The following is a 20,609-nucleotide window of genomic DNA, read 5'->3' as shown; positions in this document are numbered from 1 at the left end:
TATTTGGAAATAGGTTGTGATGCAGTAGGAACAATCTATCTTGACAGCAGATCATAAGGCTGCATTTCTTTTTTTTCAGGCATCCTGTCGATGCGATATCCAGTAAGCATATACAGTTTTAAGCAGGTACAGCGAAAACTAAGTCAAGTTAATATGGCAGTTACTTAATATTCACTGTATTAGTACATCGTGATCAAAATATGGGTCAAAGAGCTGACTTTGTGGGAACAGGGGGATTCCATGCGAGAGGAGGGATCTGTCTGTTTTTTTTCGCTCCGTAAGGATGCGTTATAGAATCATTGTAACTGTGATACATGGATAAACATGAAAAGACAGGAGGTTTGAAAAGTATGAAGAAAATCAACATGAAGAAGTATACGCCAAAAGAATTTAGAAAAAAGAAAAGCGTTAATGAAAGTTACATCAGGAGAATGTCCAGAAGGATTGTAAATGAAAATGTGGGGATTATTCTGGCTGGTACTATTCTGGGAGAAATTTTGCTGTCGGCTGCTTTTGTATCAGCCAGTGAAAATGAATTTAATATAAATGAAAGAGAAACTATAAGGATAGAACAAAGGGCTGTATGGACAGATGAAGAAAACTATAAAGGAATCATTGAGATTAATTTTAATGGCCTGTCACAATGGAAAGAAGAAATACAAAAAAGAGAAGTACAGACAAAGATGGATACAGATATATTTTTGAGCCAGTGCAGTGAAACAGGAACGGAAGTTACGGAAGAGCAGCCTATTGAAGAAAATGGTGCAGAAATACAGGAAAATGATACGGTAACAGAAGCTGTGGAGAAAATAGCAGAAGAAAATGACGCGGAAACAGAAACTGCAGAGAAGATAGCAGAAGAAAATGACGAGATAACAGAAATTACAGCGGAAACAGAAATAATAGAGGGAACAGAAAATACAGGAGGAATAGCAGGAGAAAATATTATTGGAACAGGGATTGAAGAAGAAAACTACGTAGATACAGAGGAAACAGATCGTAATGAGATGTCAAGCCAGGACAGAAACGAGAACTTACAAAATGAAAACGAGGAATTGCAGAGGACGCTGTGCTTTTCTACATATCTTTCAGAGTATTTCATATTGGATCAGACAGGGGGTGGTCTGCCTTATGGAATATATACAGAAGAAATCCCAGTGATCACTCAGATAGGTATTGAGACTACGATCTCAAAATTGTATTACACCTTTACAGAAGCAGATGTGGAGCAGGATCATGTAATTATTTCTATTCCTGTTACACTGCGAGAAGAATACAGGTATGCAGAAACAAAAACCTTATTTCCCGTATTTCAGGATAGCCCGCTTACTGTGAATTTAAATGGTGAGCAGGCATCGGGTCTTTATGCGTCTGTTGTGGAGGAAGTGGAAACTAATCTGTTTTCAGGAGAAGAATCCAGGAAACTACTGATACAAAGTAAAGGTCCTGAGCTTTTGGCACGGGCCGGAAAATTGGATTTTTCTATGGAACTTAGCCAGGAAAAAGGAAATCCCAAAGCAGGGGAAATCGTATATTATCATGTCCTTTTGTGTAATACCGGAGAAAGAGAAATAGAAAATCTGGTTCTGCAGGTACAGGCGAAGGATTATTCTGTTCATTGGCAGCAAAGTCAGGAGCACTTTATTATTGACGAGAACAGTCAGGCAGTGCTGGGAAAACTTGCAGCAGGCCAGACACAGGAGCTGATCTTCTGGCTGCAATCTGGGGAATCTGAAGAAGGAGTCATGGAAATAAAAGTACAGGCATATATCCAAAATGAAGCAGAGCCAGTAAAAAAGGAAAGAGTCATAAGTACAATGATCCAGCCTCTGAAAGCTGATTTTACAGTGGAAAAAACAGCAGACTGTATTCTTGCAGGACCGGGGGATACAATTACTTATCAGATATGTATCCGAAATACAGGCGAGCGAACTTTACATTCTGTTCTGAGTACAGAGAAATTCCTGGATTCCAGGATAAAAGCCAGATTTTTGGAAATGGAGGGAGTACAGCTGAATAAGTCTGGGACTAAGGCTTTGATTCCGAAGATATTGCCAGGAGAATCAGTAGGTCTGAAAGCAGTTGTTGTTCTTCCTGAGGATATTGAGAGCAGTGAGCTGATCAACCAGGTGACAGTGTCTTCTGATGAAACAAAAGAAAAGCAGATCCGGTCTGAAGCAGCAGTGACTGTGCAGGGAATTACACATACACCTGTAGAAGGGCAGGAAGATAACCAGCCACCATATGAAACAGCATACATTGCAGAACATGATTCGCCAAAAACAGGTGATCCTATGTTTAAGGAGGAGTATGAACATTTGATGCTCCTTGCTTTTGGAATTTCTATGGCTGCTGGAGTACACATGCTTTACAAAAAACGCAAAAGACCTTAATCCAGAGTAAAAAAACCGCCTGGGCATTCCCATTGAAAACCAACCTTGGGTGTGCTATTCTATAGTGGAGCAAATTTTGATTTTTCTATATATGATGATGTTAGATATCATCAAGTATAGAAAACAAGGAGGAATGTATCATGCGATTATCATCCTTATTAGAAGAATTGAAATATACCTGTATCCAGGGTGATCTGGATAAAGATATTTCAGAAGTTACCTATGATTCACGCAAAGTAAAAGAAGGTGCACTGTTTATCTGCATAAAAGGAGCTGTAGCAGACGGACATAGATTTGTTCCACAGGTATGCGAAAAAGGAGCCGCTGCACTTATCACAGAAGAACCGGTACAAGCACCAGCCGGTGTTACTGTGATCCAGGTAGAAAATACAAGATATGCCATGGCATTTATATCAGCTGCCTGGTTCGGACATCCTGCCAGAAAACTGAAGACCATTGGGATTACCGGTACTAAAGGAAAGACTACTACTACATATATGGTAAAGTCTATTCTTGAAAATGCAGGCTACAAAGTTGGTTTGATCGGTACTATTGAAGCAATCATCGGAGATAAGGTGATTCCAGCTGCCAATACTACTCCGGAATCTTATGTAATCCAGGATTATTTCCATCAGATGGTGGAAGCTGGCTGCGATTGCGTGGTGATGGAGGTGTCCTCCCAGGGTCTGATGCTTCATCGGACACAGGGATTTGTATTTGATTTCGGTATATTTACCAATATTGAGCCGGATCATATCGGACCTAATGAACATAAGGACTTTGACCATTATCTGGCATGCAAGGCCATGCTTTTGAAACAGTGTGTGGTAGGAATCGTAAACAGGGACGATGAGCATTTTGACAGGATCGTTGAAGGACATACCTGTAAATTGGAAACTTATGGATTCTCAAAAGAAGCAGACCTTCGTGCAGAAGATGCGAAGCTTATTGGTGGGAAAGGATACCTGGGTATTTCCTATCACCTGACAGGTCTTCTGGATTTTTCGGTGGAGATTGATATTCCAGGCAAATTCAGTATTTATAATTCACTTACAGCCATTGCGATCTGCCGTCATTTTAATGTATCAGAAGAGAATATCCTGAAAGCCCTGAAGGTGGCAAAAGTAAAAGGCAGGATCGAAATGGTTAAGGTGTCCGATGAATTTACCCTTATGATCGATTATGCACATAATGCCATGGCTTTGGAGAGCCTTCTCACAACCTTGAGGGAATATCATCCCCACAGACTGGTTTGCTTATTTGGATGCGGCGGTAATCGTTCTAAACTCCGTCGTTATGAAATGGGAGAAGTGTCCGGCAATCTGGCAGATCTTACCATTATTACTTCGGACAATCCCAGAGATGAGGATCCCCAGGCAATCATTGACGATATTAAGGTAGGGATTTCTAAGACCAATGGGAAGTATGTGGAGATTATTGACCGTAAGGAAGCCATTGCTTATGCCATTCATCATGGAGAGCCTGGAGATATTGTGATCCTTGCAGGAAAAGGTCATGAGGATTATCAGGAGATCAAAGGGAAAAAGTATGCTATGGACGAAAGGGTTCTGATTCGGGAGATCCTTGAAGAAGACAAGGAAAAAAACAGATAGAATATGATTTATGCAGATGTTATCATTGATATTTCCCATGAAAAGCTGGATCGGACATTTCTTTATCGTGTGCCGGAAGAAATGGAAGGGCAGATACAGGCAGGAATGGTAGTTTCTGTTCCCTTTGGAAATGGAAACAAGCTTCGAAAAGGATATGTTACAGGCCTTTCGGGAGAAGCTGACTTTCAAGGGGGAAAGATCAAGGAGATCCAGGCACTGTTAAGTGATGAAGAAACAACAGAAAGTCGCTTGATCGTACTTGCAGCCTGGATGAGACAGAGATATGGCTCTACCATGATCCAGGCTCTGCGGACAGTATTACCTATTCAGAACAAAGTAAAAGCAAAAGAAAAAAGATATCTGGTACTGACCATCGAAGCAGAAGAAGGGAAAAAACTTCTTGATCAGCTTTCATGCACCAGATATAAGGCCAGAACACGACTGCTTGCTGCGATGCTGGAAAGAAAAGTGATACCTGCTTCTGAGGCTGCAAAAGATCTGGGAGCATCTGCTTCAGTTTTGAAATATTTTCAGGAAAATAAGATTCTTGAAATACGACAGGAGGAGATCCTGAGAAAGCCTGTAGATATCAGGAAGATCCCCCTGACTGGAAAAGCACAGCTTACGGATGCACAGAAGCAGGCTGTATGTAAAATACGCAGGGAGTGGGAGTCTGACAACTCAAGGACTGTTTTGCTTCACGGAATAACAGGCAGTGGAAAAACACTTGTATATATAGAACTGATCCAACAGATGATCGAGGAGGGAAAACAGGCGATTGTACTGATCCCGGAGATTGCACTTACCTATCAGACAGTACACAGATTCTGCTCCATATTTGGAGATAAAGTCTCTGTCCTGAATTCCAGGCTTTCCCAGGGAGAGAGGTATGATCAGTTCAAAAGGGCCAAAAAAGGCGAGATCCAGATCATGGTAGGACCCAGATCAGCTCTTTTTACACCTTTTCCAAATTTAGGATTGATCATTATGGACGAGGAGCATGAACCTACCTACAAAAGTGAGAATACACCCAGATATCATACCAGGGAGGCAGCAGTAAAAAGAGGGGAACTGGAAAATGCCCATGTGATCCTTGGTTCTGCCACTCCTTCTTTGGAAGCATATAAGAAAGCACAGGAGGGAGAATATCTTCTGGTCACCTTAAATGAAAGGTATGCGGACAGACCACTGCCTAAGGTATCCATTATAGATATGAGGGGAGAACTGAAAGCAGGGAACCGGTCAGCCCTAAGCCGCAGTCTGAAGCAGGCATTGGAAAAGTGCCTGGAAGAGAATAAGCAGGCAATGCTTTTTTTAAACCGCAGAGGATATGCCGGATTTGTCAGCTGCAGATCCTGCGGCCACGTAATGAAATGTCCACACTGTGATGTATCACTTTCAGAGCATCAGGGAGAAAGACTGATCTGTCATTACTGCGGATATGAAATCAGAAAACCTCAGGTCTGTCCGGTGTGCGGCTCTCCTTATATTGGAGGCTTTAAAGCCGGTACACAGCAGATTCAGCAGATTCTCCAAAAGGAGTTTCCAGAGGCATCTGTATTGCGGATGGATTATGATACTACAAGGAATAAGGGAAGCTATGAACAGATTCTGGCTTCATTTTCAGCCCATAAGGCAGATATTCTGGTGGGGACCCAGATGATCGTAAAGGGGCATGATTTTCCTGATGTTACGCTTGTAGGAGTGCTGGCTGCAGACATGTCACTGAATGGTTCAGATTACCGGTGCGGTGAGCGGACATTCCAGCTGCTTACACAGGCAGTTGGCCGTTCCGGCAGAGGACTTCAACCAGGAACTGCACTGATCCAGACCTACAATCCGGATCACTACAGTATACAGGCAGCAGCTGTTCAGGATTATCCTGCATTTTACCAGGAAGAAATGGGTTACAGGATGCTTTTGGATTATCCACCGGCTGCTCATATGATGGCAGTGCTAGGCGCATGTGAACAGGAAGAATTACTTACCCAGGCCATGCATTATACAGCACTCTTTATACGCAGAGTCTGTACGGATGCAGAGCTTCACATGATCGGACCAGCCCCCCAGTCTGTGGGAAAAGTCAAAGATATGTACAAAAAGGTGATTTATTTGAAGCATCTGGACAGCAGGGTACTGATTGCACTTCGGGAAAAACTGGAACAATACATGGAGATCAATTCCGGTTTCAGAAAAATATATATACAATTTGATTTTTCATAACCGAAATGATTCGGGATATAATAATCAGCAGGAAAGGAAGAATAGTAATGGCACTTAGAACAATCAGAACAGAGGGAGATTCTGTTTTAACAAAGAAATGCAGACCTGTAGACAAGATTACACCAAGAATTCTGGAGCTTATTGAGGATATGCTGGACACAATGTATGATGCACAGGGAGTTGGTCTGGCAGCACCTCAGGTGGGCATCCTGAAAAGAATCGTAGTAATCGATGTAGGAGAGGGGCCTATTGTGCTGATCAACCCGGAGATTGTTGAATCATCCGGCGAACAGACTGGTGATGAGGGCTGCTTAAGTGTACCTGGTATGGCTGGTCAGGTTACAAGACCAGAATATGTGAAAGTGAAAGCCCAGGACGAAGAACTGAATGAGATAGAATATGAAGGGGAAGGACTTCTTGCCAGAGCATTCTGCCATGAACTTGATCATCTGGATGGACTGATGTATACCCGTCTGGTAGAAGGAGAGCTTCACCGTACAACTTATGATGAGGATGAGGATTGATATGAAGATTGTTTATATGGGAACTCCGGATTTTGCAGTAAAGCCTTTACGGGCACTTGCAGAAGCCGGATATGAAGTGGCAGCAGTAGTAACACAGCCGGATAAGGCGAAAGGAAGAAGCAAGAATCTGGTTCCTACACCTGTCAAAGAAGAAGCACTAAAGCATGGGCTGACAGTATATCAGCCGGCAAAGGTAAGGGAACAGAGTTTTGTAGATCTTCTCCAACAGATCGCACCGGATATGATCGTAGTGGCTGCTTTCGGGCAGATCATTCCCAAGAGTATCCTGGATCTGCCCCAATATGGATGTATTAATATTCATGCATCCCTTCTCCCAAAATACAGAGGGGCAGCACCGATTCAGCAGGCAATTATTGACGGTGAGAAAGAGTCCGGTGTTACCATTATGCGTATGGAAGCCGGACTGGACACAGGAGATATGATTGCAAAGGTGGTGGTTCCTATTACAGATGAGGATACAGGAGGAAGCCTTTTTGATAAGCTGGCAGATGCGGGGGCAGATCTTTTGATCAGAACTGTGCCGCATATTCTGGATGGAACAGCTGTCTATGAGAAACAACCGGAAGAAAGTCCAACTCCTTATGCCGGGATGATCACCAAACAAATGGGGAGAATCGATTTCCACAAAACTGCAACAGAGCTGGAAAGGCTGGTACGCGGGTTAAATCCATGGCCCAGTGCGTATACCTTTGTAAACGGAAAAACATTGAAAATCTGGAAATGCAAAACAGAAGATGACCATCAGGGAGCAGCACCGGGAACTGTACTTCAGGCACAGGAAGGCGGTATTTTTGTGGCCTGTGGAGAAGGTACACTGGTACTTACAGAAGTGCAGCTGGAAGGAAAGAAACGGATGGATACAGCTTCATTCCTTCGAGGCTATAAAATAGAAAAGGGAACCCTGTTAGGTTAAAGCAGATGTGCTTGATGAGAGGAGCTGAAGGCTTATGTACGGATATCCTTATGGATTTTATTTTGACCCTACGTATATTTTACTGATAATTGGACTTGTGATCTCGCTGATCGCTTCTACAAGGATGAAAAGCACTTTTTCAAAATATCGTCGTGTGAGAAGTGATTCTGGCCTTACTGGTGCACAGACTGCAGAGCGGATCCTGGCTGCAGCCGGGATTTATGATGTGAAGATCGTACCGGTCCAGGGCAGTCTGACAGATCATTATGATCCAAGGACTAAGACAGTATCTTTATCACAGGATGTGTATGGACAGACATCTGTGGCATCTGTATGTGTGGCTGCTCATGAATGTGGGCATGCTATTCAGCATGCAGTGAATTATGCACCACTGAATATCCGTTCAGCGATTGTTCCGGTGGCAAACCTAGGTTCCAGCCTTTCATGGCCGATTTTCCTGGCAGGACTGATCTTTTCTATGCGTTCCCTGCTGATGCTGGGGATTGTCCTTTTTTCGCTGGCAGTTTTGTTTCAGCTTGTGACCCTGCCTGTAGAGTTCAATGCATCCTCCAGGGCTCTTAGGCTGTTGGAAAGCACAGGGATTTTAAGTACAGAAGAGAATCTGGGGGCCAGAAGGGTACTGACAGCAGCGGCTTTGACTTATGTGGCAGCGTTGGCTTCATCCATTCTCCAGCTGTTAAGATTGATTATTCTTGCCGGAGGTAGAGATCGTGACTAATGGAATTAACCCAAGAGAGATGATCCTGGAGATCCTGCTTCAGATCGAGGAAGGAGAGCACAGTCATATTGCTATTCGCAGTGCCCTTTCCAAATATCAGTTTCTGCCAAGACAGGAACGGGCCTTTATCACAAGAGTTTGCGAGGGAACTTTGGAATACAGGATCCAGATTGATTATATTCTGGATTCTTTTTCGAAAGTAACAGTAGATAAAATGAAACCGCCTATCCGGGAAATTCTTCGCAGTGCCGTATATCAGCTGCGGTATATGGACAGTGTTCCGGATAGTGCAGTATGTAACGAAGCAGTAAAGTTGACCCAGAGAAAAGGTTTTTATAATTTAAAGCCTTTTGTGAATGGAGTGCTTCGTACTATTGCAAGAGAGATGGATCAGGTGAAATTTCCTTCCAGAGAAGAGAATCTGGTAAGAAGCCTGTCTGTTGAATATTCCATGCCAGAACAGCTGGTTGAACGCTGGCTGGAGGCTTATGGTGAGGAGACTACAGAGAAGATCCTTAAAGATTTTCTTGAAGAAAAGCCTTTGACTGTACGCTGCCGTACATATTTGAATTCTCAGGAGGCTATTGTGAAAAGCCTGACTGATCAGGGAGTAAAGGTAGAACCTGCCCCCTATCTGCCCTATGCCTGCCATATCTCAGGGTTTGACCATATCCTGGCACTGGATGCATTTATTAATGGGAAGATCTTGGTACAGGATGTAAGTTCCATGTTGGTTGCAGAGGCAGCTGATCCGCAAAAAGGAGATTATGTGATTGATGTATGTGCTGCGCCAGGGGGAAAAAGCCTGCATGTAGGAGATAAGATGGAAGGTTTTGGCACGGTTGATGCCAGGGATGTGAGTCAATACAAGGTGAATTTGATCGAAGAAAACATCAGACGCACCAATTCTATCAATGTACAGGCAAAGGTGCAGGATGCTACGATTTTTGACCAGGAATCAGAGCTGCTTGCAGATATTGTGCTTGCAGATGTTCCCTGCTCCGGATATGGAGTGATCGGGAAGAAACCGGATATCAAATATCGTGTAACACCGCAGAAGCAGGAGGAAATCGTGATTCTTCAACGAACTATCCTTGATCGTGCTGCTAATTATGTGAAGCCCAGAGGTACTTTGATCTTCAGTACCTGTACGATTGCAAAAGAAGAAAATGAAGAAAATATGATGTGGTTTTTGCAAAACTATCCGTTTAAACTGGAAAGTCTGGATCCATGTCTGCCAGAGGAACTGCATTCCGAGACAACAGCACTTGGATATCTTCAGCTTTTGCCGGGAGTACATAAGACAGATGGATTTTTTATTGCAAAATTCAGAAGAAAATAAAGGAAAAAGAGTATGACAGACATTAAGTCGATGAGCATAGAGGAGTTAAAGGATCTGATGGTGCAGCTAAAGGAGAAGCCTTTTCGAGCAAAGCAGATCTATAGCTGGCTGCATGAGCATCTGATCACGTCCTGGGATGAGGCAGGAAATCTGCCTAAAAGCCTGAAAGAAAAATTGTCTGATTATCCCATAACCGTTTTGGAAATGGTAGATCAGCAGATTTCTGCCATTGATGGTACCAGGAAATATCTTTTCAGACTGTCCGATGGTAATGTGATCGAAAGTGTGTTGATGAAGTACAAGCATGGCAATTCAGTATGCATCAGTTCCCAGGTGGGCTGCAAAATGGGGTGCAGATTCTGTGCTTCTACCATAGGAGGCTGGACCAGAAATCTTCTGCCTTCAGAAATGCTGGACCAGATTTACCGGATCCAGACAGTGACAGGAGAGCGGGTTTCCAATGTGGTAGTGATGGGAACAGGAGAACCGCTGGACAATTATGAGAATCTTCTTAGATTTATCCATATTCTTACAGAAGAAGGTGGACTTCATATCAGCCAGAGGAATCTTACCGTTTCCACGTGTGGGATTGTTCCCAGAATGTATGAACTGGCAGAAGAAAAGCTGCAGATGACTCTTGCCCTGTCACTTCATGCACCAAATGATGAAAAAAGACAGGAATTAATGCCTATAGCCCAGCGCTATACTATGGAACAGGTATTAGATGCATGTAGGAATTATTTTGAAAAAACAGGCAGAAGGATCACCTTTGAGTACAGTCTGGTAGCAGGAGTGAATGACGGGGATGAAGATGCAGCTCAGCTGGCAGGCAGGATCAAGGACATGAATTGCCATGTAAATCTGATTCCTGTTAATCCGGTTAAGGAACGTTCTTATCGGCGTTCCACCCACCAGGCAGTGGAGAATTTCAAAATAAAACTTGAAAAATATGGAATTAATGTTACTATTAGAAGGGAAATGGGCAGCGATATTGACGGTGCCTGTGGGCAATTAAGAAAAAGCTATATGGAGAAAACAGAAAGCGAGAAGTAGAATGAGGATATATTCAGCGACTGATGTTGGGCAGAAGCGGAAGATGAACCAGGACTATGTGTTTGTTTCCCAGGAGCCGGTCGGAAATCTCCCTAATCTTTTTGCTGTTGCCGATGGCATGGGCGGACACAATGCAGGAGATTATGCATCTGCACATGCAGTACAGACTCTGGTGTCCCAGATTCAGGCAGATGCGGATTTTAATCCCATTAAGGTGATCCGTCATGCGATTGAAGCTGCCAATACAGAAATTATTGATCAGGCGCAGAGAGATGAAGGACTTCGTGGGATGGGGACTACCATGGTAGTTGCCACCATTGTAGGGAATTATGCTTATGTGGCAAATGTAGGAGACAGCAGACTTTACGTTGTACAGGGACAGATTCGCCAGGTGACAAGAGACCATTCCCTTGTACAGGAGATGGTAAGGCTTGGAGAGATCAATGCAGAAGAGGCACGTAACCATCCGGATAAGAATATTATCACAAGGGCGCTTGGTGCTGAAAAGACGGTAGATGTTGATTTTTTTGACCTGAAGCTGGAGCCGGGGAACACGATCCTGATGTGTTCCGATGGTCTGAGCAATATGGTTGAAGATCGTAAGATGGAAGAGATCATAACAAACCCGGATAAGGATATTACCTGGAAAGGGGATACACTGATACGGGAAGCAAACCAGAATGGCGGCAAGGATAATATTGCAGTTATATTGATAGAACCATTCACGAATGAGGTGGAAACATGTTAAAGACAGGTATGATTATAGCAGAACGCTATGAGATAGTAGGAAAAATCGGTACCGGCGGAATGGCGGATGTCTATAAGGCAAAGGATCATAAGCTGAACCGCTATGTGGGAGTGAAGGTTTTGAAACCGGAATTCCGTGAAGATGCAACCTTTGTTAAAAAGTTCAGAAGTGAAGCCCAGGCAGCAGCAGGGCTTACACATCCTAACATTGTAAATGTATTTGATGTTGGGGAAGATGATGGGATATATTATATTGTCATGGAACTGATTGAGGGAATCACTCTGAAAGAGTATATTTCCAAGAAAGGCAAGCTTTCCGTAAAGGAAGCTACCAGTATTGCTATTCAGGTATCCATGGGACTGGAGGCAGCACACAGCCATGGTGTTGTACACAGGGATGTTAAGCCTCAGAATATTATGATTTCCACAGACGGAAAGGTAAAGGTTACAGATTTTGGTATTGCACGGGCTGCATCCTCCAATACCATCAGTTCCAATGTGATGGGATCTGTACATTACAGCTCTCCTGAGCAGGTACGTGGTGGATACAGTGATGAGAAAAGTGATATTTATTCACTTGGTATTACTTTGTATGAAATGGTTACAGGCAGGGTTCCTTTTGACGGGGACACTACAGTCGCCATTGCTATCAAGCATCTTCAGGAGGAAATGGTTCCGCCCAGTGTATATACACCGGATCTTCCCTACAGTCTGGAGCAGATCATCTTCAAATGCACACAGAAGAGTGTAGACCGCCGTTACCAGAAAATGGAAGATGTGATCGCAGACCTGAAGCATTCCCTGATCGATCCACAGGGGGACTTTGTGAAGCTTACATCTGTGGATAATGATGCCAAAACCGTTGTGATTTCTGACAAAGAGCTTGGTGAGATCAAGCATACACCAAAGCAGAAGACAGATATTGAAGAACTGGAAAAAGAGATCAATGAAACAGATTATGATGAGCCGGATGAACCGGTAAGCCGCAGAGAGCGGGAGAGAGAAAGAGAGCGGGAGCGCGAAAGGGCACGAAGAAGAAAGAAACAGAGAAACAGCGGACTGATCATTACGATCCTGGCACTGATCTTTGGTGCAGCCCTTCTTGTAGTCCTGATCATCTTCATTGGCCGTGCAGCAGGGCTTATTGGCGGCAGTGACAATACAGACCAGCAGCAGGAAGCACAGGTTACGGAAGCACCGGCAGATGAGGGGCAGGTAGCAGTTCCGGATCTGAAAGGCAAGACAGAAGATGAGGCGAAGACTCTTGTTTCTGACCTGCATCTTGGCCTTCAATCTATGGGAGAAGAAGCATCTACACAGGAAAAGGGCCGGATTTCTTCGCAGGATCTTGATCCTGGAACAATGGTAGACCAGAATACAACGATTAAATATTATATCAGCAAGGGAACACAGGATGTAAGTATCCCGGATGTATCCGGTACTACAGGGATTGATGCACAGCAGCAGCTGGAGGATCTGGGACTGGTAGTGCAGGTACAGAAGGTATACAGTGAAGCAGATGACACAGGAAGCTATCCTCAGGTAGATCCTGGATACTCCATGTATACAGAGCCTTCATCCGGCACAGATGCCAAGTCCGGTGATAGTGTGACATTGTATGTAAGCCGTGGACTGGATTTCGGTGACAGTGCAGAAGTTCCGTATGTAGTGGGCATGCAGAAGAATGATGCACTTACAACTCTTGGTAAGTTTATCGATATTACAATAAATGAACAGAAGAGCACAGATGTGGCAGCCGGGGAAGTTATTTCACAGGATCCGGTTGGCGGTGAGGCAGCAGATCCGGATCAGCCAATGACTATTACCATCAGTACAGGTGACCAGGAGCCTGGCGCACAGGCAGATACATCTACAGACAGTGTAGCTTCTGCAGATAACAGTACATCAGACACTGCATCATCAAGCAATGATACAGCCAGCCAGGCGGCAGCTGCAGGAGAAGTATGGAAATGTACACAGAAACTGAATACCCCTACCGGTTATAATGGCGGCGCTGTCCGTCTGGAACTTGTACAGGAGGTAGGAGGAGTACCTACTGCTTCCGTGATCGTAGAGGGTCAGAAGATCACTTTCCCATATCAGCTTGACATTACAGGTGCACCTGGTGTGAGCGAAGGTACGCTTTATCTGTCAGAGGAAGTGGACGGAAGCTATCAGGAACTGGGACATTATCCTATCACTTTTGAAAAGGCTGAATAATCCATGCAGGGAAAGATCATAAAAGGAATTGCAGGCTTTTACTATATTTATGCAGAAGACGGAGAAACCTATGAGTGCAAGGCTAAAGGAATTTTCCGTAAAGATAACCAGAAGCCTTTGGTAGGGGATGATGTACAGATCAGCATTCTGGATCCTAAGGAAAAGACCGGAAATATAACAGCGATTCTTCCAAGGAAGAATTCGCTGATCCGTCCGGCGGTAGCCAATGTGAATCAGGCAATGGTGATATTTGCCATGGAAAGCCCTAAGCCCAATTTTCTTCTTCTTGACAGATTTCTGATCATGATGGAGCAGCAGGATGTTCCTTCTGTGATCTGTTTTAACAAAGGAGATCTTGCAGAACCAGAAGAACAGCAGAGACTGTGCAGAATTTATGAGGATTGTGGATATCAGGTGATTCCTGCCAGTATCAAAGATGGTATCGGAGTAGATCAGATCCGCAGGGTACTGCAGGATAAGACCACTGTTGTGGCCGGGCCTTCAGGGGTTGGAAAGTCTTCGCTAACTAACAGGCTTCAGGATGAGATTTGTATGGAGACTGGCGAGATTAGCCGTAAGCTGAAACGGGGACGTCATACTACCCGACATTCCCAGGTGATCCCTGTAGGAAAGGATACCTTCCTGGTGGATACACCTGGATTTTCTTCTTTATACCTGACTGATATGGAAGAAGATCAGCTGAAGGATTATTTTCCGGAATTTACCAGGTATGCACAGCAATGCCGTTTTCAGGGATGCCGACATATCCATGAGCCGGACTGCCAGGTGAAGCAGGCATTGGAGGACCATAAAATCAGTAAGCAGCGATATGAGGATTATTTGGTATTATATCAGGAATTAAAAGACAAACGTAAATATTAAATGAAATATAAAATGAAATATAAAAATAAGCGTAAATACTAAATGAAATATAAATATTAAGCGGAATATAAGGAGGATTATTAAAACTATGTATCAGTTGTGTCCGTCTATTTTATCTGCGGATTTTAACCGCCTGGGCGAACAGATTAAAATCTTGGAAAACGAGGGAGTAAAATGGCTTCATATTGATGTTATGGACGGCGATTTTGTGCCAAGTATTTCCTTTGGAATGCCGGTGATCAAATCTATCCGCAAGGAATCCGGTATGTTCTTTGATGTGCATCTGATGGTTACAGAGCCTGGTCGTTATATTCAGGATTTTGTAGACTGTGGTGCTGATTCCATTACTGTGCATGCGGAGGCATGTGAGGATTTGGAACGTACCATTGAATTGATCCATGATGCAGGCGTAAAGGCAGGCATATCTATCAAACCGGCTACTCCGGTAAATGATATCAGCCATATGCTTGAGGATGTTGACATGGTACTTGTTATGACTGTTCAGCCAGGCTTTGGGGGACAAAAGTATATAGATGAGTGTACAGAGAAGATCCAGGAGCTTAGGGAACTGATTGACCATGAGGGGCTGGATGTGGATATTCAGGTAGACGGCGGGATCAATGAGGATACCCTTGTAACTGTAATGAAGGCCGGAGCCAATCTTTTTGTGGCAGGCTCCTGGGTGTTCAAGGATGATATTGCAAAGAATGTAAGAAATATCCAGAATAAGATCCATGAAATAGCAGATACACTGGAATAAGGAAGCATATGATTGATACAGTAGTAGTTAGCGGGGGCAATATCCAGGTTGATTTTGCCCTCGATTTTTTAAAAAAACTGAAAAAAGAAACAAACAGAAAAACATCAACACAGACAAGCACTTCCCATAGTAAAGCTTTGCAGCTGATCGCAGCAGATAAAGGCCTGGAATTTTTCATAATAGCAGACATAACGCCAGATCTGATAGTGGGAGATTTTGACAGCCTTTCCTCGGAGGGAAAGATATACATGGAAAAACTGCCACAGATTTCTATCCGCAGGTTAAAGCCTGAAAAAGATGATTCTGATACACAGTCAGCTGTGAATCTGGCTATTTCTCAGGGAGCAAAGGACATTCTGATCCTTGGAGGGACAGGTACCAGGCTGGATCATGTGATGGCCAATCTGGGACTGCTTTTGTCAGGCAAAGAACGGGGTGTGAATATTCGGCTAGCAGACGTGAATAACTTTATCACCCTTGTGGATAATGGCACAGTTCTTCACAAAGACCGGCAGTATGGGAAGTATGTATCTTTTTTCTCTGTAGGAGGAGATGTGACCGGACTTACCCTGGAAGGCTTTAAATATCCGCTGCATGATCATCATCTGCGGTTCGCCCAAAGCGGGCTTACTGTCAGCAATGAGATTAAGGAGCAGGAGGCTAGGATCACCTTTTCCGGGGGCAATTTGCTGATGTTAATGACAAGAGACTGAATTGGGGCTAAATGTGGCGGTTTGCAGGTGAATACCGTGTAGACTCAAAATCGGATAAAGGTATACAAAAGAGTTCTGGTGTGTTATAATCCATACGTGTCAGAGCTCTTTTGCATGAAAATGAGCATGATTATAACAAAAGAAGAATATACACAAGATATCTGAAAATACTGTAAATCAATACACTCAAAGGAGATATACATAGAAATGAAATTAGGTATCGTAAGTTATGCTCCTAATTTTATATCTCAATGCTTGTCTCTAAATGCCCATAAAGCGTGATAGAATCAAGGTTTTCCGTATATTGACCCATATAAAGATTTATATATCTCTATGCTATAGAATGCCGAAATGGTGTAAAAATGGTGTAGAGAAATCAAAGGTACACAGGCGTAAAAAGTCTCACTGCAACCAAAAAATCGGGCTTCAGCTATAGGATAAGCCCAGATAAAAATGAATTGAACATAGAGCGGTTATCTGCCGTCAGGAGAAATCCTGGCTGGCGGGTAACCGCTCTTTTTTTGTTTCTGCCGTTACTGGCAGAAGCAAAAAGTAAGCAATGCAAGGAGGTTGTGTGAAGTGAAGAATATGTTGCTAACGAGTACAGCGCCGTAAGGAGGTGGTTGAGATGGCAGTTTTCCGGGTAGAGAAAAACTCCAACTACACAACTATGTGTAACTACCATCTGCGCGATCAGTCCCTAAGTCTGAAAGCAAAGGGGCTTCTCTCTATGCTTCTCAGCCTGCCGGATACATGGCATTACTCTGTGAGAGGGCTTGCTGCAATTTCATTGGAGGGCGTGGACGGTATTCTCACCGCGCTGAAAGAGCTGGAAACACATGGCTATCTGGAGCGCCATCAGCTTCGTCAACCGAACGGCCGCTTGGGACAGACGGAGTATGTGATTTTTGAAAAGCCGAGATCGCAGCCGTGTATGGATTCACCGTGTACGGAAAAGCCGGATACGGTAAGCCCGAATACGGCTCTGCCGGATACGATAACTCCCGCACAAAGAAGTAAAGAAGGATCAAGTAAAGAACAATTAAGTACGGATGAGAAGGCAAAAACAGTATCACAATCCTCTCGTCATCGGTACGGAATGTATCAGAATGTACTTCTTTCGGACGAAGAATTGCAAAAACTCCAAACTGAGTTTCCAGCAGACTATCAGAACCGCATTGAACGATTGTCGGAATATATGGCTTCCAGCGGAAGGCGCTATAAAAATCATTTGGCTACCATCCGCAGTTGGGCAAGACGAGATTCCAAACAGTCGAAACTGCCCGTATATAGCCATGATAACTATCGGTACGAGGAGGGAGAAAGTTTATGAATACAATGTTCAATTTTCTGGATCGTATTCAGATTCAGAAAGAACCTGGGCCGGAGCAGTATCTTGGCGAAGATGGACTCATCTATTGCGGGAAATGTCATACGCCGGTTCAATGCCGGATCACATTTGAGGGCAGAGAACGGATCATGCCCTGCATCTGCAAATGCCAGAAGGAAGAACGAGAACAGCAGGAACAGCGTATGAAGGAGGAAGAGCAGTTGCTCTACGTCCGCCGTCTGAAAGCAGCAGGTATTCAGGAGCGACATCTTCAGGATTGGACATTTGCGTCAGCGACGGATACTCCCAGCGTCCAGATGGCGAAACGGTATACGGAGAATTGGAAGAAGGTCAAGGCAGAAAACCTTGGCCTTTTGCTTTGGGGTGATATTGGAACAGGAAAATCATTCCTGGCCGCCTGTATTGCTAATGAATTGTTGGAAAAAGGCGTTCCTGTCCTGATGACCAATTTCTCCAAAATTCTAAACCAGATGGGTGCCATGTATTCAGACGAACGGTACCGCTATATTGCTTCCTTCAACCGATTCTCTCTGCTGATTATTGATGATCTTGGCATTGAGCGGAATACCGAGTATGCGTTGGAACAGGTTTACGCTGTTGTTGATGAGCGCTATAAGGCAGGACTTCCATTGATTATCACAACAAACCTGGCAATCAGCCAGCTCCGCAATCCTGAAGATGTGGCACACGCTAGAATTTATAGCCGGGTACTGGAAATGTGTACGCCTGTACACGTTCCAGGGCTAGACCGGCGCACTGTGATTGGAAAATCAAAGCAGGAACTGGTCAAGGAGGTGCTGTTCTCCTAGTAAAAAACGGCTGTACAGCCGGGAAAGAGAGGGTTTTATGAATGCCTGTAAAAAAATCTGAACGGGTTCAGGAGATTCCGCTCTCTGAATTACATCCGTTCAAAAATCATCCCTTCCGGGTGGTGGATGATGAAGCCATGCAGCGTACAGTGGAAAGCGTAGCGCAGTTTGGCGTGTTGGCTCCAGCGCTTGCCCGTCCACGTCCGGAGGGCGGGTATGAATTAGTGGCAGGTCATAGGCGCATGAGGGCGTCTGAACTTGCTGGGCTTGAAACGATGCCGGTGATTGTCCGGCAGATGGATGATGATGTCGCAACCATTGCCATGGTGGACTCCAATCTTCAAAGGGAAACGCTTCTCCCCAGTGAGCGTGCGTTTGCCTACAAAATGAAGATGGAGGCGATGAAGCATCAGGGTGAACGGACGGATTTAACTTCCGGCCAACTTGGCCGGAAGTCTGACAGTAAAGAATCCAGAGAGATTATTGCTGAGCAAACCGGTGAAAGCGCCCGTCAGGTTCAGCGATTTATCAATTTGACCAATTTGATCCCGGAGCTTCTGGATATGGTGGATCGTAAAGAAATCGCATTCAACCCGGCGGTGGAATTATCTTTTCTGAAAAAAGAGGAACAGCAAGGTTTCCTGGAAGCTATGGATTACGGACAGTCCACTCCATCGTTGTCTCAGGCTCAGCGGATTAAGAAGCTCAGTCAGGCAGGGATGTGTACCCGGGAAGCTATGAATACGATTATGAATGAAGAGAAAAAGAGCGAATTGGATACGGTCACGCTTAAGAATGACGTACTCCGTAAGTATTTCCCACGCTCTTATACTCCAAAGCAAATGCAAGATACGATTATCCGACTGTTGGAACAATGGCAGAAAAAGAGACAGCGGGATCAGTCAAGGTAAAGGAGAACAAATATGCTCAACAAAAATGAAATGAATGCTAAAGCCAATGCAGCGGACGTAGATGTGGACTTGCTGGTGGCAGGTATAGGAGAAATGCTGGATGGAATCCGGCACTGCCTGAAAGCTACCGATCTGCACAGCAGTTCAACAGACAGCGATTACATTCTGATGGTCGCTGCGCTTCCGGGGAAAGGTATCCAGGTAAAAGACGTCACCGAATGTTTTGATGTGCTGAAATGCTTCGGCACAGACGATTCCGTGATTCAGGCTCCGGACTGTGATTTGCTTATGAGTTATGATGAACGGCAGGTTCTGGTGCTGGACGGTCGGAAATATCTGGTCGGCCCTGCTATCTTCTATGATGTGGATGGTGACGGTGAGGACGTTTCTGTGACTGCCGAGGACATTTACAATGTACAGCGCGTGGTCGCTCACCGCACGGTAATTCTTTGTGCCGACGGGCAGGACTTTCCGGCGCTTCTGCTGAATGGTGAGGTATGAAGAAATATGAGATGATTTATGCCGATCCGCCCTGGCGTTACCGCAGCGGCAAGGTACAGGGAGCCGCAATTAACCATTACGCTACAATGTCAGATGAGGAACTATATCAGCTTCCCGTTGCAGAAATCGCGGCAGATAATTGTGTATTGCTTCTGTGGGCAACCTTTCCAAAGCTCCCGGAAGCCCTTCGGCTGATTGAAGCATGGGGTTTCCAGTACAAGACAGTCGGCTTTGTATGGGTAAAGACGAATCCATCCGGAAACGGCTTTTTTCTCGGCCTTGGATGGTGGACACGCAGTAATGCTGAGATATGTTTGCTGGCAGTCAGAGGGAAACCAAAACGTCAATGCGCAGGTATTTCTCAGCTGATTATCAGTCCCAGAGAGCGGCACAGTAAAAAGCCGGATATTGTTCGTGAGCTGGCGGTTTCGCTGGTGGGTGATGTACCGCGCATTGAGTTATTCGCAAGGGAAACGTCTCCCGGCTGGGATGTCTGGGGAAATGAGGTGGATTGCAGCATTACGCTGACGCAATCGGAAGGAGATGTGCATGAGTAACGGAAAAACGATTGGTGAACTGATAGAAGAAATGCGTCTGAAAGCTGGCGCAAAGGAGTATCACGGACATGAGTATATGGCACTGGAGCGCTTTGCTGACGATACCCGCCATATGATTATCTTTGATGTTCTGACAAAAGATTCTCCTGTTGGATGGCAAGGTGAGCGAACCCGTTTGTTTTTAACGGATGAAGGGTATCGAAAATCCCTCGAAAATCAGGAAAAAGGTCACATCAAGATTTTAAGCCATGCCCGTGTAGTGCAGGGACACCTGCATTACGATAAAAAAGAACAGATTCGTTGATGCCGGAATGGTAGTTTTTCTACCTGATCCGGC

19 protein-coding genes are annotated in these 20,609 nt (G+C 44.5%); all 19 read left to right on the top strand.

Annotated elements, in window-relative coordinates; translation table 11 throughout:
* The first annotated feature begins 350 nt into the window (after positions 1-350).
* On the top strand, positions 351-2,393 hold the full coding sequence (locus AB5916_RS07675; RefSeq protein ID WP_368190088.1) for a hypothetical protein: 2,043 nt from the start codon (positions 351-353) through the stop codon (positions 2,391-2,393).
* A gap of 140 nt (positions 2,394-2,533) precedes the next feature.
* Positions 2,534-4,006 carry a UDP-N-acetylmuramoyl-L-alanyl-D-glutamate--2,6-diaminopimelate ligase gene (locus AB5916_RS07670; RefSeq protein WP_368190086.1) on the top strand — a complete coding sequence of 491 codons (1,473 nt, stop codon included), beginning with the start codon at positions 2,534-2,536 and terminating at the stop codon, positions 4,004-4,006.
* Between the two features lie 3 nt (positions 4,007-4,009).
* A complete protein-coding gene (gene priA, locus AB5916_RS07665) occupies positions 4,010-6,229 on the top strand; it encodes a primosomal protein N' (protein ID WP_368190085.1) in 2,220 nt (739 codons plus the stop codon).
* Between the two features lie 47 nt (positions 6,230-6,276).
* Positions 6,277-6,753 (top strand): peptide deformylase, encoded by a 477-nt coding sequence (gene def / locus AB5916_RS07660; RefSeq protein ID WP_158421832.1) that lies wholly within the window; start codon positions 6,277-6,279, stop codon positions 6,751-6,753.
* 1 nt (position 6,754) lies between these two features.
* Positions 6,755-7,687: a methionyl-tRNA formyltransferase gene (fmt, locus tag AB5916_RS07655; protein WP_368190083.1), complete on the top strand. Its 933-nt coding sequence runs from the start codon at positions 6,755-6,757 to the stop codon at positions 7,685-7,687.
* 34 nt (positions 7,688-7,721) lie between these two features.
* Entirely contained in the window at positions 7,722-8,426 is a 705-nt protein-coding gene (locus tag AB5916_RS07650; protein WP_158421834.1) for a zinc metallopeptidase, read from the top strand.
* Entirely contained in the window at positions 8,419-9,768 is a 1,350-nt protein-coding gene (rsmB, locus tag AB5916_RS07645; RefSeq protein WP_158421835.1) for a 16S rRNA (cytosine(967)-C(5))-methyltransferase RsmB, read from the top strand. Before AB5916_RS07650 ends, rsmB begins: the two co-directional genes overlap by 8 nt.
* Before the next feature lie 12 nt (positions 9,769-9,780).
* Positions 9,781-10,821, top strand: a complete 1,041-nt coding sequence (gene rlmN / locus AB5916_RS07640) for a 23S rRNA (adenine(2503)-C(2))-methyltransferase RlmN (RefSeq protein ID WP_158421836.1) — start codon at positions 9,781-9,783, stop codon at positions 10,819-10,821.
* A 1-nt stretch (position 10,822) separates the two neighbouring features.
* Positions 10,823-11,569 (top strand): Stp1/IreP family PP2C-type Ser/Thr phosphatase, encoded by a 747-nt coding sequence (locus AB5916_RS07635; RefSeq protein WP_158421837.1) that lies wholly within the window; start codon positions 10,823-10,825, stop codon positions 11,567-11,569.
* Entirely contained in the window at positions 11,563-13,788 is a 2,226-nt protein-coding gene (gene pknB / locus AB5916_RS07630; RefSeq protein ID WP_368190082.1) for a Stk1 family PASTA domain-containing Ser/Thr kinase, read from the top strand. The genes AB5916_RS07635 and pknB overlap by 7 nt, the downstream gene beginning before the upstream one ends.
* Before the next feature lie 3 nt (positions 13,789-13,791).
* Positions 13,792-14,670, top strand: coding sequence for a ribosome small subunit-dependent GTPase A (rsgA, locus tag AB5916_RS07625; protein WP_368190080.1), 879 nt, complete (start codon positions 13,792-13,794; stop codon positions 14,668-14,670).
* Positions 14,671-14,758: 88 nt separating this feature from the next.
* Positions 14,759-15,430: a ribulose-phosphate 3-epimerase gene (rpe, locus tag AB5916_RS07620; protein WP_158421840.1), complete on the top strand. Its 672-nt coding sequence runs from the start codon at positions 14,759-14,761 to the stop codon at positions 15,428-15,430.
* An 8-nt stretch (positions 15,431-15,438) separates the two neighbouring features.
* Positions 15,439-16,143 (top strand): thiamine diphosphokinase, encoded by a 705-nt coding sequence (locus AB5916_RS07615; RefSeq protein WP_368190079.1) that lies wholly within the window; start codon positions 15,439-15,441, stop codon positions 16,141-16,143.
* Between the two features lie 628 nt (positions 16,144-16,771).
* Entirely contained in the window at positions 16,772-17,476 is a 705-nt protein-coding gene (locus AB5916_RS07610) for a helix-turn-helix domain-containing protein (RefSeq protein WP_337412752.1), read from the top strand.
* On the top strand, positions 17,473-18,303 hold the full coding sequence (locus AB5916_RS07605) for an ATP-binding protein (RefSeq protein ID WP_368190076.1): 831 nt from the start codon (positions 17,473-17,475) through the stop codon (positions 18,301-18,303). The genes AB5916_RS07610 and AB5916_RS07605 overlap by 4 nt, the downstream gene beginning before the upstream one ends.
* Before the next feature lie 41 nt (positions 18,304-18,344).
* Complete coding sequence (locus AB5916_RS07600; RefSeq protein ID WP_368190075.1) at positions 18,345-19,214, top strand: ParB/RepB/Spo0J family partition protein; 870 nt, start codon at positions 18,345-18,347, stop codon at positions 19,212-19,214.
* 12 nt (positions 19,215-19,226) lie between these two features.
* Positions 19,227-19,715, top strand: coding sequence for a hypothetical protein (locus tag AB5916_RS07595; protein ID WP_368190073.1), 489 nt, complete (start codon positions 19,227-19,229; stop codon positions 19,713-19,715).
* A complete protein-coding gene (locus AB5916_RS07590) occupies positions 19,712-20,272 on the top strand; it encodes an MT-A70 family methyltransferase (protein WP_368190072.1) in 561 nt (186 codons plus the stop codon). The genes AB5916_RS07595 and AB5916_RS07590 overlap by 4 nt, the downstream gene beginning before the upstream one ends.
* Complete coding sequence (locus AB5916_RS07585) at positions 20,265-20,576, top strand: DUF5720 family protein (RefSeq protein WP_009259769.1); 312 nt, start codon at positions 20,265-20,267, stop codon at positions 20,574-20,576. The genes AB5916_RS07590 and AB5916_RS07585 overlap by 8 nt, the downstream gene beginning before the upstream one ends.
* The last annotated feature ends 33 nt before the right edge of the window (positions 20,577-20,609 follow it).

The organism is Blautia sp. 1033sp1_1033st1_G9_1033SCRN_220408 (genome assembly GCF_040929965.1).
Lineage (GTDB): Bacteria > Bacillota > Clostridia > Lachnospirales > Lachnospiraceae > Blautia_A > Blautia_A ammoniilytica.
Note: the sequence above shows the minus strand (reverse complement) of the source record. Positions and strands in the feature narration are given on the sequence as shown.

Coding starts and splice junctions, on each gene's coding strand:
- AB5916_RS07675 (WP_368190088.1), top strand. CDS start 351: ATGAAGAAAATCAACATGAAGAAGTATACGCCAAAAGAATTTAGAAAA.
- AB5916_RS07670 (WP_368190086.1), top strand. CDS start 2,534: ATGCGATTATCATCCTTATTAGAAGAATTGAAATATACCTGTATCCAG.
- AB5916_RS07605 (WP_368190076.1), top strand. CDS start 17,473: ATGAATACAATGTTCAATTTTCTGGATCGTATTCAGATTCAGAAAGAA.
- rsgA (WP_368190080.1), top strand. CDS start 13,792: ATGCAGGGAAAGATCATAAAAGGAATTGCAGGCTTTTACTATATTTAT.
- priA (WP_368190085.1), top strand. CDS start 4,010: ATGATTTATGCAGATGTTATCATTGATATTTCCCATGAAAAGCTGGAT.
- AB5916_RS07650 (WP_158421834.1), top strand. CDS start 7,722: ATGTACGGATATCCTTATGGATTTTATTTTGACCCTACGTATATTTTA.
- def (WP_158421832.1), top strand. CDS start 6,277: ATGGCACTTAGAACAATCAGAACAGAGGGAGATTCTGTTTTAACAAAG.
- AB5916_RS07595 (WP_368190073.1), top strand. CDS start 19,227: ATGCTCAACAAAAATGAAATGAATGCTAAAGCCAATGCAGCGGACGTA.
- fmt (WP_368190083.1), top strand. CDS start 6,755: ATGAAGATTGTTTATATGGGAACTCCGGATTTTGCAGTAAAGCCTTTA.
- AB5916_RS07610 (WP_337412752.1), top strand. CDS start 16,772: ATGGCAGTTTTCCGGGTAGAGAAAAACTCCAACTACACAACTATGTGT.
- AB5916_RS07590 (WP_368190072.1), top strand. CDS start 19,712: ATGAAGAAATATGAGATGATTTATGCCGATCCGCCCTGGCGTTACCGC.
- AB5916_RS07585 (WP_009259769.1), top strand. CDS start 20,265: ATGAGTAACGGAAAAACGATTGGTGAACTGATAGAAGAAATGCGTCTG.
- AB5916_RS07600 (WP_368190075.1), top strand. CDS start 18,345: ATGCCTGTAAAAAAATCTGAACGGGTTCAGGAGATTCCGCTCTCTGAA.
- AB5916_RS07615 (WP_368190079.1), top strand. CDS start 15,439: ATGATTGATACAGTAGTAGTTAGCGGGGGCAATATCCAGGTTGATTTT.
- rpe (WP_158421840.1), top strand. CDS start 14,759: ATGTATCAGTTGTGTCCGTCTATTTTATCTGCGGATTTTAACCGCCTG.
- rlmN (WP_158421836.1), top strand. CDS start 9,781: ATGACAGACATTAAGTCGATGAGCATAGAGGAGTTAAAGGATCTGATG.
- pknB (WP_368190082.1), top strand. CDS start 11,563: ATGTTAAAGACAGGTATGATTATAGCAGAACGCTATGAGATAGTAGGA.
- AB5916_RS07635 (WP_158421837.1), top strand. CDS start 10,823: ATGAGGATATATTCAGCGACTGATGTTGGGCAGAAGCGGAAGATGAAC.